General features: G+C 70.3%; 14 protein-coding genes. All 14 read left to right on the top strand.

All coding sequences use genetic code 11. The annotated features are described in order from the left end of the window. Nucleotides 1–32: 32 nt before the first annotated feature. The 14 genes from J2S59_RS08225 (at nt 33) to J2S59_RS08290 (ending at nt 14,846) form a co-directional block, all read left to right on the top strand. Nucleotides 33–1,052 (top strand): ABC transporter permease, encoded by a 1,020-nt coding sequence (locus J2S59_RS08225; RefSeq protein ID WP_181641633.1) that lies wholly within the window; start codon nt 33–35, stop codon nt 1,050–1,052. Continuing rightward, nucleotides 1,049–1,993, top strand: coding sequence for an ABC transporter permease (locus tag J2S59_RS08230; protein ID WP_306824998.1), 945 nt, complete (start codon nt 1,049–1,051; stop codon nt 1,991–1,993). The genes J2S59_RS08225 and J2S59_RS08230 overlap by 4 nt, the downstream gene beginning before the upstream one ends. A gap of 3 nt (nt 1,994–1,996) precedes the next feature. Continuing rightward, the gene (locus tag J2S59_RS08235) at nt 1,997–3,016 is read left to right on the top strand and encodes an ABC transporter ATP-binding protein (RefSeq protein WP_068124361.1); all 1,020 of its coding nucleotides are present in this window, start codon (nt 1,997–1,999) and stop codon (nt 3,014–3,016) included. Further along, complete coding sequence (locus tag J2S59_RS08240) at nt 3,013–4,017, top strand: ABC transporter ATP-binding protein (RefSeq protein ID WP_181642546.1); 1,005 nt, start codon at nt 3,013–3,015, stop codon at nt 4,015–4,017. The genes J2S59_RS08235 and J2S59_RS08240 overlap by 4 nt, the downstream gene beginning before the upstream one ends. A 13-nt stretch (nt 4,018–4,030) precedes the next feature. Then, a complete protein-coding gene (locus tag J2S59_RS08245; RefSeq protein WP_068124362.1) occupies nt 4,031–6,031 on the top strand; it encodes an oxidoreductase in 2,001 nt (666 codons plus the stop codon). 14 nt (nt 6,032–6,045) lie between these two features. Further along, a complete protein-coding gene (locus tag J2S59_RS08250) occupies nt 6,046–6,492 on the top strand; it encodes a carboxymuconolactone decarboxylase family protein (protein WP_068124365.1) in 447 nt (148 codons plus the stop codon). Next, nucleotides 6,492–7,223 carry a DUF2848 family protein gene (locus J2S59_RS08255; protein WP_068124369.1) on the top strand — a complete coding sequence of 244 codons (732 nt, stop codon included), beginning with the start codon at nt 6,492–6,494 and terminating at the stop codon, nt 7,221–7,223. Before J2S59_RS08250 ends, J2S59_RS08255 begins: the two co-directional genes overlap by 1 nt. 6 nt (nt 7,224–7,229) lie before the next feature. Continuing rightward, nucleotides 7,230–7,988 (top strand): maleate cis-trans isomerase family protein, encoded by a 759-nt coding sequence (locus J2S59_RS08260; RefSeq protein WP_306824999.1) that lies wholly within the window; start codon nt 7,230–7,232, stop codon nt 7,986–7,988. After that, complete coding sequence (locus J2S59_RS08265) at nt 7,985–8,851, top strand: alpha/beta fold hydrolase (RefSeq protein WP_068119546.1); 867 nt, start codon at nt 7,985–7,987, stop codon at nt 8,849–8,851. The genes J2S59_RS08260 and J2S59_RS08265 overlap by 4 nt, the downstream gene beginning before the upstream one ends. A gap of 82 nt (nt 8,852–8,933) precedes the next feature. After that, entirely contained in the window at nt 8,934–10,130 is a 1,197-nt protein-coding gene (locus J2S59_RS08270; RefSeq protein ID WP_068119543.1) for a CaiB/BaiF CoA transferase family protein, read from the top strand. 76 nt (nt 10,131–10,206) lie between these two features. After that, complete coding sequence (locus J2S59_RS08275; protein WP_068119553.1) at nt 10,207–11,040, top strand: cyclase family protein; 834 nt, start codon at nt 10,207–10,209, stop codon at nt 11,038–11,040. 10 nt (nt 11,041–11,050) lie between these two features. Next, nucleotides 11,051–12,484, top strand: coding sequence for an MmgE/PrpD family protein (locus J2S59_RS08280; protein ID WP_068119550.1), 1,434 nt, complete (start codon nt 11,051–11,053; stop codon nt 12,482–12,484). Nucleotides 12,485–12,527: 43 nt separating this feature from the next. Continuing rightward, nucleotides 12,528–13,988, top strand: coding sequence for a dihydroorotase (locus J2S59_RS08285; RefSeq protein WP_068119540.1), 1,461 nt, complete (start codon nt 12,528–12,530; stop codon nt 13,986–13,988). A gap of 3 nt (nt 13,989–13,991) precedes the next feature. Continuing rightward, on the top strand, nt 13,992–14,846 hold the full coding sequence (locus tag J2S59_RS08290; RefSeq protein WP_068119538.1) for an HpcH/HpaI aldolase/citrate lyase family protein: 855 nt from the start codon (nt 13,992–13,994) through the stop codon (nt 14,844–14,846). Nucleotides 14,847–14,890 lie beyond the last annotated feature (44 nt).

Genomic DNA, 14,890 nt, shown 5'->3' on the forward strand with positions numbered 1-14,890 from the left:
ACGACATCCATCCCTGAAAGGTGGCAGAGGACGTGGGCAAGGGACTTGGCCGCTACCTGGCCTATCGCATCCTGTTGCTGGTTCCCCTCCTGTTCGGCGTCTCGGTCCTGACCTTCCTGCTGGTCCGGTTGGGCGACTCGAGCCCGGCGGTCATGGTGGCCGGTCCGACCGCGACCCTGGCGCAGATCGAGGCCATCGAAGCCGAGATGGGCCTCGACCGCTCGCTGCCGGTCCAGTACTGGACCTGGCTCGTCCATGCGGTCCAGGGCGATCTCGGCACCTCGTGGATGTCGAACCGCCCGGTGACCGAGGAGCTGTGGGAGAAGCTTCCCATTACGTTCGAGCTCATCGGGCTGGGCATCGTCGGCGCCGCCATCTTCGGCGTCCTCGTGGGCATCGCGTCGGCCGTGCGCCAGCGCGGCCTCGTCGACCAGGTCCTGCGCATTGTGACGCTGGCCGGGGTGTCGATCCCCATCTTCTGGGGCGCGCTGCTCATGATCGCGTTCTTCTTCACCGTGCTCGGCTGGGCGCCGCCCCCGCTGGGACGCGTCGAGCGCGGGATGGACCTGCCGCCCCACATCACGGGCATGCTCATCTTCGACTCGGTGGTGACCGGCTACTTCGCCACCGCCCTGTCGGCACTCGCGCACATCGCCCTGCCGGTCCTGACGATCACGCTCATCACCGGGGCGACGATCGCGAAGCAGGCACGCGCCGCGATGGTCGAGACCCTGGCCAGCCCGGCCGTCCGCTACGCCCGTGCCTGCGGGATGGCAGAGCGCGGCGTGGTCTGGTTGGCGTTCCGCAACGCGCTGCCCGACCTGATCGGGTACTTCGGGATCACCTTCAGCCTTGCGCTCGGCGGGGCAGCGATCACCGAACTGATCTTCTCCTGGGGCGGGCTGGGCCAGCTCGGCCTCGAGGCAATCACCAACGCCGACTTCGCCGTCGTGCAGGGCTTCATCCTCGTGATGGGTGTCCTGACCGCGGTGATCTACCTGGTCGCCGACCTCCTCGTCGCTGCGATCGACCCGAGGGTGAAGCTGCAATGAGCATTCCGATGCAGGACGACGCGGCCGCGGCCTCCAGCCGCCCGGTGCCCGAGGCGGGCGGTCCGCCCGCGCACGTCGACCACGACGACGTCGGTCGCTTCCGCAGCCTTGCGCGTGGCCTGTGGCGGTTCATGACGTCCAGCATGGCGGCCTTCACCGGTACGACGATCGTGGTCGCGTTCGTCGTCGTCGGTGCCCTCGCCGACGTGCTGGTCCAGACCGATCCGCTGCGGGTGTTCGGCAGCGATCTGTTGCAGCCACCCAGTAGCGACCACTGGTTCGGGACCGACGGCAACGGGATGGACGTCTTCGCGCGGACCATCCACGCGATCCAGATCGACCTCGTGATCTCGGTGACGGCGGTCGGCATCTCGATCGTCGTCGGTGTCGCGCTCGGCCTCGTCGCCGGCTACCGCGGTGGCTGGTTCGAGATGATCCTGCTGCGGGTGATGGACGTGTTGCAGGCGTTCCCGGCGCTCATCCTCGCGCTGGCCGTCGTCGCCGCGTCGCAGGAGTCGATCGCGGCCGTCATCTTCGTGATCGCGCTGCTCGACACCCCGGTCTTCATCCGCATGACCCGCGGTCAGGTGCTGAGCCTGCGCGAGGCGATGTATGTCGAGGCTGCTCGCGCCACGGGCAACAAGCCCTGGCGCATCATGTGGCGCCACATCATGCCCAACACGCTGCCGCCACTGATCATCCAGACTGCCGTGCGGCTCGCGTGGTCGGTGATGATCGTGTCCTCGTTGGCCTTCGTCGGCGTCGGCATCCAGGTGCCCACTCCCGAGTGGGGCGCGATGATCCGCCACGGGTCCGCCTACATCACCTCCGGGCAGTGGTGGCCCTCGGTCTTCCCAGGCCTCGCGCTGATGCTCCTCGTGCTCGGCTTCAACCTCCTGGCAGACGCCATCCAGGACTACCTCGACCCCCGGAAGGACTGAGTCGTGGCCCTGCTCTCGATCAAGGACCTGCGGGTCCACATCGACACCCCCAACGGCACCGCCCACGCCCTCAACGGCGTCAACATCGAGGTGGCCGAGCACGAGATCGTCGGGCTTATCGGTGAGACCGGTGCCGGCAAGTCGCTGACCGCGTGGTCGGTGCTCGGTCTGCTCGGCACCCGTGCGCGGGTGGTCGACGGGACGGCGGAGTTCGAAGGCGCCGACCTCGTGACGATGCCCGAGCGCAAGCGGCGACGGCTGCGCGGCAAGGACCTGGCCGTCATCGTCCAGAACCCGCGCGGGGCTCTCGACCCGCTGCGGTCCGTCGGCCGCCAGATCGCGATGACCAACCGTCGTCACCGAGGCACGAGCCGCTCACAGGCCAAGGACAACGCGATCCGCGCGCTGCGCGACGTTGGCATCTCCGACCCGGCGCGCCGCGCGAAGGCCTTCGCCCACCAGCTCAGCGGCGGCATGGCGCAGCGCGTCCTGATCGCGTTGGCGATGATCAACGAGCCGAAGCTCATCATCGCCGACGAGCCGACCACCGGGCTCGACCTGACGGTGCAGGCGCAGATCCTCGACCTGCTGCGCGCGCGTGTTGATGCGAGCGGCTCGGCGGTCCTGCTGATCACCCACGACCTCGGCGTCGTCGCGAACTACTGCGACCGGGTGGCGGTGATGTTCGCGGGCCGGATCGTGGAGGAGGGGACGGTCACCGACATCTTCGGCAACCCACGTCACCCCTACACGCGAGCGCTGGTCGCCGCGAGCCGCGAGACGCTCGACGAGGAAGCCGTCGAGGCGACGGACCGGTCCGAGCCCCCGAACCTGCTCGACCTCCCCTCCGGCTGTCACTACCGCTTGCGCTGCCGGTTCGCCGCGGAGCAGTGCGCCGAGCCGGTGCCCCTCGTGGACGTCGGCGGAGGGCACCGCGCGCTGTGCCACTTCCCGGAGCAGCTGCGGCGAGAAGAGGACATCGACCTGGCTCGCGCCGAGACCGTCGGAAAGGTGGGGTCATGACCGCGCACATCGAGGCCCGCGGCGTCGTGAAGAACTTCTCCGTGCGGGGGTCCCGCGCGCTGGTCCGCGCCGTCAACGGCGTCGACATCGTCATCCCGCGCGGCAAGACGCTCGGGCTGGTCGGGGAGAGCGGCTCGGGCAAGAGCACCGTCGGACGGTGCCTGCTGCGACTCCTCGAGCCGACCGAGGGCACGATCCGTCACGGCGAGCACGACGTCCTCGCAATGAAGCCCGAGACCCTGCGACGCCACCGCGCCCGCGCGGCGATGGTCTTCCAGGACCCGTACGAGTCGCTGAACCCCCGGATGCGGATCCGGTCGGTCGTGGAGGAGCCCCTCATGCTCCACACGGACCTCGACGGCGCTGCCCGCCGGCGGCGGGCAGCGGAGCTCATGCGCATGGTCCGGCTCGAGGAGTTCCACCTCGACCGGTTCCCCCACGAGCTCAGCGGTGGTCAGCTGCAGCGCATCGGCATTGCCCGGGCGCTGGCCACTGACCCCGAGTTCCTCGTCCTCGACGAGCCGACGTCGTCGTTGGACCTCAGCGTGCGCGCGGGTGTGCTGCGGTTGCTCAAGCGACTCCAGCGCGAGCTCGACATCACCTTCTTGTTCATCTCCCACGACCTGGCGACGGTCGCGGCGATGTCGGACGAGGTCGCGGTGATGTATCTCGGCACCGTGATCGAGCGCGGGCCTGCTGCCGAGGTGCTCGGCAACCCCCAGCAGCCGTACTCGCAGGCACTGCTGTCGGCGGCGCTGCCGATCGACCCCGGCCAGCGGCGTACGCGGCACGTGCTGCAGGGCGAGACGCCCAGCCCGGTGGACCTCCCCGACGGTTGCCCGCTCGCCCCACGTTGTCCTCTGGTGCGCGAGGACTGCCTCGGCGCCGTCCCCCCGCTCTACGAGGTGTCTCCCGGGCACGGCGCAGCCTGCGTCCGCGTCCCCGAAGGCACCAACATCCTGCCGGCCGCTGCGCCGCTGCCCACCGTTACCGCGAGTTGAGGAGCACCACCTGATGGCTCACCCGTACGCCCATCTGTTCGAACCGATCAAGATCGGGCCGAAGCTCGCCAAGAACCGCATCTGGATGACCGCCCACAGCACCCAGCTGGTGAAGGACCATAACTTCACCGACCGCCACGTCGAGTACTACGCGGAGCGTGCCAAGGGAGGCGTCGGCGTCATCACGATGGAGGCGATGGCGACCCACCCGACGACGCAGCCGTACGCCGGGAAGATCCACGCCTTCGACCCCGCTGTCATCCCGAACTACAAGAAGCTCAGTGCGGCGGTGCACGAGCACGGGGCGCTGTTGCTCGCACAGCCGTGGCACCGCGGACGTGAGACCAACGGCGTCGTCAACCGGTTGCCCGTCTGGGCCCCGTCGGCGATCCCGGACACCGTCTACCGCGAGATGCCGCACGCGATGGACCAGGAGAACATCAACGAGATCCTCGAGGGCTACACGCTGGCCGCGCGGTACGCCGCCGAGGGCGGTCTCGACGGGGTCGAGGTCCACGGTCTCGCCCACGGCTACCTCCTGGGGCAGTTCCTTTCGCCCGCCACGAACCACCGCACCGACCAGTACGGCGGCTCCGACGAGAATCGGCTGCGGATCGTGCTCGACATCATCGAGCGCACCCGCCGCGAGGTCGGACCTGATCTGATCGTGGGCGTCCGGATCAACGGCGACGACGGCGAGGTCGAGGACGGCCTCCGCACCGAGCACTGGGCGAAGATCGCCCGTGCCATCGCCGACACCGGCATGATCGACTACATCTCGGTGTCGCAAGGGACCTACCAGAACCGCATGCTGATCTACCCGACGACGCCTCGGGAGCAGGGTTACCAGATCGAGGCCACCCGGCAGATCAAGCAGATGGTGCCCGAGCTGCCCGTCGTGGTCGCCGGTCGCATGACCTCGCCCGAGAAGGCCGAGTTCGCGATCGCCAGCGGCGCCGGCGACATGGTCGGCATGGCGCGCACGCTGATCGCGGACCCGGAGTGGCCCAACAAGGCGCGCGAGCAGCGGGAGACCGACATCCGTCCGTGCGTCGGGGCCAACCACTGCATGGCATCCATCGTCAGCGCACCTCTGGCGTGCATCCATAATCCCGCGGTGGGGCGTGAGGCCGAGCTCGGCACTGACACGCTGCAGATCACGGACCGGCCGAAGTCGGTCGCCGTCGTCGGCGGTGGCCCCGGCGGCATGCGCGCGGCGCTGACCCTGGCCCAGCGCGGTCACGAGGTGACGCTCTTCGAGAAGGGTTCCGAGCTCGGCGGCCAGGTCAACTGGATCGCGCGCTCCGAGGCCTACAGCGAGTGGGGCAGCATCGCCGGTTGGCTCATCAGCCAGCTCGGCGGCACTAACGTCAAGATCGAACTGGGCGTCGAGGCCACCGTCGAGTCGCTCCAGGCCGGTGGCTACGACTCGGTCGTGGTGGCGACGGGCTCCACCCCGCTGCGCACCGGGTGGAGCGTCAACCACCCCGTCCGTTGGGCGAACCCGGACGGCGTGCCCGGGGTGGACCAGTTCAACGTGGTCACCGCACAGGAGGCGCTGCTCAACCACAGCGAGCTCGGCCCCAACGTCATGGTCTTCGACGACATCGGCGGCCGGCAGGCGGTTGTCGTCGCCGAGCACCTGCAGGCGAACCGGCACCAGGTCGAGCTGGTCACCACGCTCAGCTCGGTGGCCCCGGAGCTCTCCGCCACCCGCGACGTCGGTTGGGTGCACAAGCGACTGCGTACGGCCGGGGTTGTCTTCACGACCAACCGTGAGGTCGCCGCGATCGACGAGGACCGCGTGAGCCTGCGCGACGTCCACACCGACGAGATCGAGGAGCGGGAGCCCGTCGACTCCGTCGTCCTTGTCACCGGGAGCAAGGCCGAGGACGCCCTGTACTACGGCCTCAAGCAGGCCGGCGTCGAGGTGCGCGCAGTCGGTGACTGTGTGTCGCCGCGCCGCGTGTTCAACGCCATCTGGGAAGCCGAGCTGGCTGCCCGCGAGATCTGACTGAGGAGAGACGCATGTCGAAGGTGACCTACGAGTGGCAGTACGACGAGGCCGGGGAAGAGGCGCTGGCGGAGGTGCGGGCGCGCCGCGGGTTCACCCTGCCCGTGCACGAAGTGATGGCGTCGGTCGACCCCGACATCCTGCGCGCCTACAACGCCCTGGCCGGCAACCTGATCTTCGGGCCCGAGCCGCGGCACCTGGACCTCAAGACCCGCTTCCTCGTACTAGTCGGCATCACCACCGCGGTCAAGGGCGACCGTGAGGGCGTCGAGTGGGCGACGCGCAACGCGATGAAGTACGGCGCCAGCGAGAAGGAGGTCCTCGAGGCCATCCTCCTCGCCGGGCTCCCCGGCGGCATGCCGACGGTGGAGGCGGCGACGATCGCCTTCGCCGAGATGCTGCAGGGCAAGGGCTGGGTCGAGCAGGGTGCTCCCGAGGACACCGACGGGGCTGACGCCTGATGCCGTTCACGCTCCAAGCAGAGGTCCTCTCGACGGACGGGACACGAACGCCGCGGGAGCTGGCGGTCGAGCGGATGTACAACATGGGGTCCGCGACCCGCGACGCCGACGTCGCGGTGCACCACCAGAAGGAGGTTGCGGACGCCGGGGTGAAGATCGCCTTCGACATCCCGGCCCCGCGGATCTACCCGATCACCCCGCAGGCCCTCACCACCGCGACCTCGGTCGAGGTGCACGGCAGCCGGACGTCGGGTGAGGTCGAGATCGTCCTGATCGTCAGCGACGGTGAGGTGCTCGTGGGCGTGGGATCCGATCACACCGACCGGGACCTCGAGCGGGTCAGCATCGTCTACAGCAAGCAGACCTGTCCGAACATCCTCGCGCCGACTCTGTGGCGGCTCTCGGAGATCGCTGACCACTGGGATGAGTGCGTCCTGGAGTCCTGGGTCGACGGGAAGCTCTATCAGCAGACCCCGACGGGGACGTTCCTGTCGCCCGAGGACCTGCTGCGCATCCTCGACGAGCGAGCGAACCCGCCGAAGTCCGACTACGTGTTGTTCGCAGGCACGATCGTCGCGCTCGACGGCAAGCTGGACTACGGCCAGGAATGGTCGTTCCGGTTGCACGATCCCGTGCTCGACCGGGAGATCCGGCACACCTACCGCCTCGAGTTCCTGATGGACGAGATGGCGGACGGCTTCCGGGTGCCGCTGACGGTCGAGGCCGGGTGAGCTGAGGTGTACGGGAGTCGGGCACGCATCGGACTGATCGTCCCGTCCACCAACTCGGTGGTCGAACCGGAGCTCCAGGGCCATGCCCCGGAAGGGGTCGCGTTCTACGCGACCCGGGTCCCGGTCGCGGAGGTCGCGACCGAGGCCGAGAAGGTCGACAGTCTGCTGGCGATGCATGGCCGGCTCCCAGCTGCCGCGGCGGAGCTGGGTTCGCTCGGCCCTGCCGCGGTGGCCTACGCCTGTACGTCGGGGAGTTTCCTCGGCGGGCGCGACGTCGACGCCGAGACCTGTGCGTCGTTGAGCGAGGCGAGCGGCGTCCCGTCCTACACCACGTCGACGGCGGTCACGGCGGCCCTGCGCGCCCTCGGGGCGCGCCGGCTCGCGGTGGTGACGCCGTACGTCGCTCCGGTGGCAGCGGGCGCGGTGACCTATCTGGAACAGACCGGGTTCGAGGTGGTCGCTCGCGCCGACCTCGAGTTGCTGAGCAACCTGGAGAAGGGGCGTCTGCCCGTCTCCGCCGCGGAGGAGTTGGCCCGCTCGGTCGACGTGGCGGGAGCCGACGCGATCATGATCAGCTGCACGAACTGGCGAACGCTCGACCGGTTGGCCGACCTCGAGCACCACACCGGTCTCCCCGTCGTCTCCAGCAACCTCGCCACGCTGTGGGCGGGGCTGCGGCTGGCCGGTGTCGACGCTGGCGGGCCGGCCGTGCGCCTGATGCAACTCCCCGGCGACGCGCTCCGCGCTCGCCTCGGTGCGGCATGACCGCCGCCGGTCCGCCCTTGGTCGAGCGCCACGTCGTGCGGGTCGGGGGCGGCGGCTCGGTGCACCTGCGCGCGGTCGCGATGGACGGTGACGCGGGCGGGGACGCATCTGCGGTGCCGCCGTTGGTCCTCGTGCACCAGTCACCGTTGTCGTCGCGTCGTTTCACCCCCCTGCTCGCTGAGCTCGGGTCGTGGACCAGGGCCTTGGCGCCCGACACCCCGGGCTATGGGGACTCGCCGCCGCTGGCGACCGAGACCACCGTCGACGATCTCGCCGCGACCCTGTGGGCCGCCATCGACGCGATGGCGGCCGGCCCGGTCCGGATCCTCGGCCGGGCGACGGGTGCGGTCCTGGCCGCCGCGATGACCGCGGATCGACCGGACCGCGTGCGCCACTTGGTGCTGCACGGGGTGCCGCTCTACACCGCGGAGGAAGCCCAGTCACGGTTGCGGGATTTCGCGCCGCCGTACGTCCCCGACGAGGAGGGGACGCACCTGCAGTGGATCTGGCAACGCGTGCGAGGGGAGTACCCCTGGGCGCCCCCGGAACTGGTCACCTCCTTCGTCGCCGACTACCTGGCGGCCGGACCCGACTTCGCCACCGCCTACCGCGCGATGTGGCGCTACAACCTGGACGACGCGTTGCGCACGATCGGTGATGCGAACGTCCGGACGACCCTGCTCGCGGGCGGGCGCGACCGGATCGGCTTCATGCACGAGCGCGCCCGGCGACGGATCACCTGGGCCGACGAGCGTGTCCTGCCCGAGGCGACGGACTTCGTCGCCGAGCAGGATCCGGTGGGCTTCAGCCGATTGCTGCGCGAGGTGTTCGCCGAAGAGCACCTCAGCGGACACGAGCGTTGACGCCGCCGAAGCCACCCACGTACGCTTCCCGGTAGCGGAACGTCGTATCTGTCAGCGGAACACTTGACGTCGAGGAGAACTCATGCAGGACGGCCCCCTGACCGGGATGCGCGTCATCGACGCGTCGACGATCCTGGCCGGCCCGTTGTGCTGCCAGATCCTGGGCGACTTCGGCGCCGACGTGATCAAGATCGAGCACCCCACGGCCGGCGACAGCATGCGCGGACACGGTGAGTCCAAGGACGGCGTGCCGCTGTGGTGGAAGGAGATCTCGCGCAACAAGCGGACCATCGGGCTCAGCCTGTCGGACCCCGACGGGGCCGCCGCCTTCCGTGCGCTGGCGAAGACGGCCGACGTGATCGTCGAGAACTTCCGTCCCGGCACCCTCGAGCGGTGGGGTCTGTCTCCGGAGACGCTCCGGGCCGACAATCCAAGTCTGGTGATCCTGCGGATCACGGGCTTCGGACAGACCGGCCCGTACGCGTCGCGTGCCGGGTTCGGCACGCTCGCCGAGGCCATGAGCGGTTTCGCTCACCTCACCGGCCAGCCCGACGGGCCGCCGACCCTGCCTGCGTTCGGCCTCGCCGACAGCATCTGCGGCATCGCCGGCTCCTCGGCGGTCTCGATGGCACTGCTCGCCCGTGAGCGCAACGGCGGCGTCGGCCAGGACATCGACGCCAGCCTGCTGCTGCCGATCATGACGGCCGTCGGCCCGGGTGCGACGTACTACCAGCAGAACGGCACGATCGGGCAGCGTCACGGCAACCGCTCCACCAACAACGCTCCGCGCAACACCTACCAGACCGCCGATGGGTCCTGGGTCGCCATCTCCACGAGTGCCCAGCGGATCGCCGAGAAGGTGATGGAGCTCGTCGGACACCCCGAGGTGATCGCTGAGCCATGGTTCGCCTCCGGGCACACCCGGGCGCAGCACGCCGACCTCCTCGACGGGTACGTCGGCGACTGGATCGGTCAGCGGACCCGCGACGAGGTCGTCGCGGAGTTCACCGCCGCCGGCGCCGCGGTGGCGCCCGTCTATGACGCGCGTGACCTGGCCGAGGACGAGCACGTCCGCGAGACCGGGATGCTGCACACCGTCCCCGACGAGGACCTCGGCGACGTCCTCATGCACGACGTGATGTGGCGGATGTCCGAGACCCCTGGCCGGATCCGCTTCACCGGACGCTCGCTGGGCGCCGACACCGACGAGGTCCTAGCCGAGGCCGGTCTGGACGCCGACCAGTTGGCCGACCTTCGCCATCGCAACGTCATCGCCTGACGCCGCCCCCGACCACTTCCGCCGCGCCGTGCAGCACCATCCCCGAGTAGACGAAGGACGACACCACGTGACGACCGTGAGCCCATCCCGCGCACCCGCGCCGCTGTTGGCGGCCCTGAGCGACGGCGTCGAGGTCTTCGACCTCGGACGGCAGTACGCGGTCGGCATGCCGCAGTCGCCTAACCACCCGGCGTACTGGCACGCGCTGCCGCGCCGCCACGGGGACATGGTGCGCAGCGACGGCGGCTCGGCCGCCAACGACATCATCAGCATGGGCACCCACGTCGGAACGCACATCGACGCCCTCTCGCACGTCTCCCACGACGGCAAGCTCCACGGAGGTCTGGACGCCGAGGACGCCCTGACCGGCGGCCGCTACGAGCAGCTCGGCGCGCACACCATCGCGCCGATGGTCTGCCGGGGTGTGCTCCTCGACGTGCCTGCCGCATTGGGTACGCCGAACGGGTGCGAGGCGGGCTACGAGATCACCCGCGCCGACCTCGAGGCGACGGTCGAGAAGCAGGGGACCCGCCCCGAAGAGGGTGACGTCGTGCTCGTCCGCAGCGGATGGGGCCGGCTCTTCGCCGAGGGCGCACCGTACGTGGGTGGTGCCTCCGGCGTCCCGGGCGTCGGCGAGGACGGCGCGCGCTGGATCGCCGAGCACAAGGTACGCGCTGCCGGTGCGGACACCATCGCGTTCGAGCGGCTGGCGCCCGGCGCCGGCCACGCCGTGCTGCCAGCCCACCGCGTGCTGCTGGTGGAGAGCGGCATCTACATCATCGAGGCGATGGACCTCGAGGAGCTGGCCGAGGCCGGGCACCACGAGTTCCTCTTCATGCTGTCGCCGCTCGCGCTCTACGGCGCGACCGGGTCGCCCGCGCGCCCTCTGGCGGTGGTCTCCCGTGGCTGACCAGAGTTCCGTGACCTCCCCCGAGCAGACGCTCGCCCAGCAGCTCGGCGAGTTCGCCGCCACCGTCGCGCGTGACGGCGTGCCCGAGGACGTCGCCCGCAGCGTCGTGCAACGGGTCGTCGACGTCCTCGGCCTGTGCGTCGCCGCCCACGTCCTGCCGACCAGCAAGGCCGCGATCGGGTATGCCGTGGACGCGGGGGGTGCCGAGCGCGCGACCGCCGTCGGCGTCGGACGCCGGTTGCCTGCCCCCGCCGCCGCGTTCGTCAACGGTGTCCTCGCCCACTCGCTCGACTACGACGACACCCACCTGCCGTCGGTGCTGCACCCGAGCGCCAACGTCGTGCCCGCCGCGCTCGCCGCGGCCGAGGACGCCGGCGCCTCCGGTGAGGACGTCGTGCGAGCGATCGCCGTCGGCCTCGAGGTCGCGGTCCGGTTGGGCATGGCCGGCTACGACGAGAAGCTCGGCAACTCGGTGTTCTTCGAGCACGGTCAGCACGCCACCTCGATCTGCGGCGCGATGGGTGCCGCGGTCGCGGCCGCGATGGTCCAGGGTCTCGACGCCGATGGCGTCGTGCACTCCCTCGGCCTCGCCGCCTCGCGTGCATCGGGAATCCTCGAGGCCAACCGCACGGGCGGGACGGTCAAGCGTCTGCACTGCGGCTGGGCCGCGGAGGCCGGCGTCGCCGCTGCGCAGCTCGTGAAGCGCGGCTTCACCGGACCGCCGTCCGTGCTCGAGGGTCGGTTCGGGTTCTTCGAGGCCTGGCTGCACGGCTCGCGCATCGACTACGACGCGGTCAGCGTCGGTCTCGGCACCGAGTGGGCCGTCCCCGGCATCTTCTTCAAGCCCTACCCGGCCAACCACTTCACGCACGCGGCGGTCGATGCCGGGATCGAGCTGCGCGAGCGCGGCGTACGCCCCGACGACATCGTGCGCCTGGAGCTCGGCGTACCGGCCGCTGCCCAGCGGACCATCGGCCAGCCGATCGAGGTCAAGCGGGCGCCGTACACCGGCTACCAGGCGCAGTTCAGCGGTCCGTATGCCCTCGTCGCCGGCCTCCTCGGAGGCGGCGGACTGGGGGTCGCGCTCAGCGACTACACCGACGCGCTGGCCCAGGACCCGCAGCGGCGCGCCCTCATGGCGAAGGTAGACGTGGTCGCCGACCCGGAGTGCGACGAGATCTTCCCGCACCAGTTCCCGGCGAAGGTCGTCGCCGAGCTCACCGACGGCCGCACCGAGCACGTCGCGATCCTCGCCAACCGCGGCGGACCGCAGCGTCCGCTCAGCGACGAGGAGCTGGCGGTGAAGTTCCGCGAGAACGCCTCCGGCGAGCTCGCCGGGCCGGTCGTCAATGACATCGAGGTGCGACTGCGCGACCTGCGCTCGATGACGTCGCTCGATGAGCTCATGAGCCTGTTCGTCCCCACCTCGGCACCCCGCGCCTGACCGCGGCCGCGCCGACCAACCAAGACAGGAAGGCGATCTTCAGATGGATCTGCTGATCAAGAACGTCCGTGCCGTCACCCCTGAGAACGCCGAGCCGGTCGTCGCCGACATCGCCGTCGCCGACGGCCAGATCGTCGAGATCGGACCGGACCTCACCCCGGCCGAGGGCGCACGGGTCGTCGACGGCGGCGGCCGTCTGGCCTTCCCCGGCGTGGTCGACGCCCACCAGCACTGGGGGATCTACAACCCGCTCGGGGAGGACGCGTCGATCGAGAGCCGGGCCAACGCGCAGGGCGGTGTCACCACCGGGATCACCTACATGCGCACCGGGCAGTACTACCTCAACAAGGGCGGGGAGTACGCGGACTTCTTTCCCGAGGTCCTCGCGACCACCGAGGGCAAGTCCTACGTCGACTACGCGTTCCACCTCGCGCCGATGATGAGCAAGCACATCGAGGAGATCCCGTCGCTGGTGAGCGACCACGGCGTGACGTCCTTCAAGGTCTTCATGTTCTACGGCAGCCACGGCCTGCACGGCCGCTCGGCTGACCAGAACTCCTTCCTGATGATCCCCGAGGGCGAGCGCTACGACTACGCGCACTTCGAGTTCGTGATGCGCGGGGTCCAGAAGGCGCGCGAGCAGTTCCCCGACCTCGCCGACGAGATCTCGCTGTCGCTGCACTGCGAGACGGCCGAGATCATGGCGGCTTACACGAAGCTGGTCGAGGACGCCGGCGAGCTGAAGGGCCTCGAGGCCTACCACGCCAGCCGGCCCCCCCACTCCGAAGGTTTGGCGATCTCGATCGCTTCCTACCTCGCTCACGAGACCGGCCTGCCGACGATCAACCTGCTGCACCTGACCTCGCGCAAGGCAGTCGACGCCGCGCTGCGGATGGCGCAGGCCTTCCCGCACATCAACTTCCGGCGCGAGGTCACCGTCGGGCACCTGCTGGCCGACATCCACACCGCCAGCGGCATCGGCGCGAAGGTCAACCCGCCGATCCGTCCGCGGGAGGACGTCGAGGCGCTGTGGGAGTACCTCCTCGACGGCAAGATCGACTGGGTCGTCTCCGACCACGCGTGCTGCAAGGACGAGGCGAAGTTCGGCGAGGACCGCGACGACGTCTTCGTCGCGAAGTCCGGCTTCGGCGGCGCGGAGTACCTTTTGGCCGGCATGGTCACCGAGGGCACCAAGCGGGGTCTGTCGGTCGGCCGCATCGCCGAGCTGATCGCGAAGAACCCCGCCCAGCGCTTCGGTCTGCGCACCAAGGGTCAGTTGGCGGTCGGCTTCGACGCCGACATCGCGCTGGTCGACGACAACGTGTCGTGGACCGTGCGGGCCGAGGACTCGGAGTCCGCCCAGGAGTACACGCCGTTCGAGGGCTTCGACATGACCGCCAAGGTCACCGACACCTTCGTCCGCGGGACGCACGTGTTCGCCGACGGTCAGGTGCAGGGCGAGCCCACCGGGCAGTACCTCGCGCGGCCGCTGACCCGGGGCTGAGCAGTGTCCGCCTCGCCGGCTCCAGCACGCAGCTATCTCTACGTGCCGGGCGACCGCCCCGACCGCTTCGCGAAGGCGGCCGGGAGCGGTGCCGACGCCGTCGTCCTCGACCTGGAGGACGGCGTCGGTCCGGCGGGCAAGGACGCCGCACACGCAGCGGTGGCCGACCACGTCCGCACGCCAGGTGTCCAGTGGTGGGTCCGGCTCGACCCGGCCCGGCTCGAGGACGGTGTACGAGCTGCTGCTCTGACCGGCACGACCGGGGTCTTCGTGCCGTCGGCCGAGCCGGAGCTGCTCGCGCGGGTCGACGCGCTCCTCGCCAGTGCCGAGCCCGAGCGTGGCGTAGGGCCGCTCGCCGTGATCGGTCTGCTCGAGACGGCGTACGGCGTCGCCGAGGTGCGCGCCGTCGCGGCAGCACCCCGCGTGCACCGGCTCGGGATCGGTGAGGCCGACCTCGCTGCCGAGCTGGGGATGCACCCGGACCCGGAGCGACGCGAGCTGTGGGCGATCCGCAGCGACGTGGTCGTGGCCAGTGCGGTGGCCCGCATCGCGGCACCGGTCGGACCGGTGCAGACCGACCTCTCCGACGCCGACCGGCTCGCCAGCTCGACGGCGTTGCTGGTGCGTCAGGGCTTCGCCGCCCGCACGCTCATCCACCCCAAGCAGGTGCCGGTCGTGCACCAGGCACTCGCTCCCACGGAGGACGAGGTGACCGATGCTCGCGCGGTCGTGGCCGCCTTCGAGCAGGCCGAGCACGACGGCAGCGGGGTGGCCCTCGACCCGCGCGGCAAGCTCGTCGACCTCGCCGTCGTGCGCTCCGCGCGCAACGTGCTCGCCCGCGTGGCCCGCGCCGACTGACCACGCACCCGACGCCGCGGCCCACTCCGGCCCGGTGTTGACTG

The organism is Nocardioides massiliensis (assembly GCF_030811215.1).
Classification (GTDB): domain Bacteria; phylum Actinomycetota; class Actinomycetes; order Propionibacteriales; family Nocardioidaceae; genus Nocardioides_A; species Nocardioides_A massiliensis.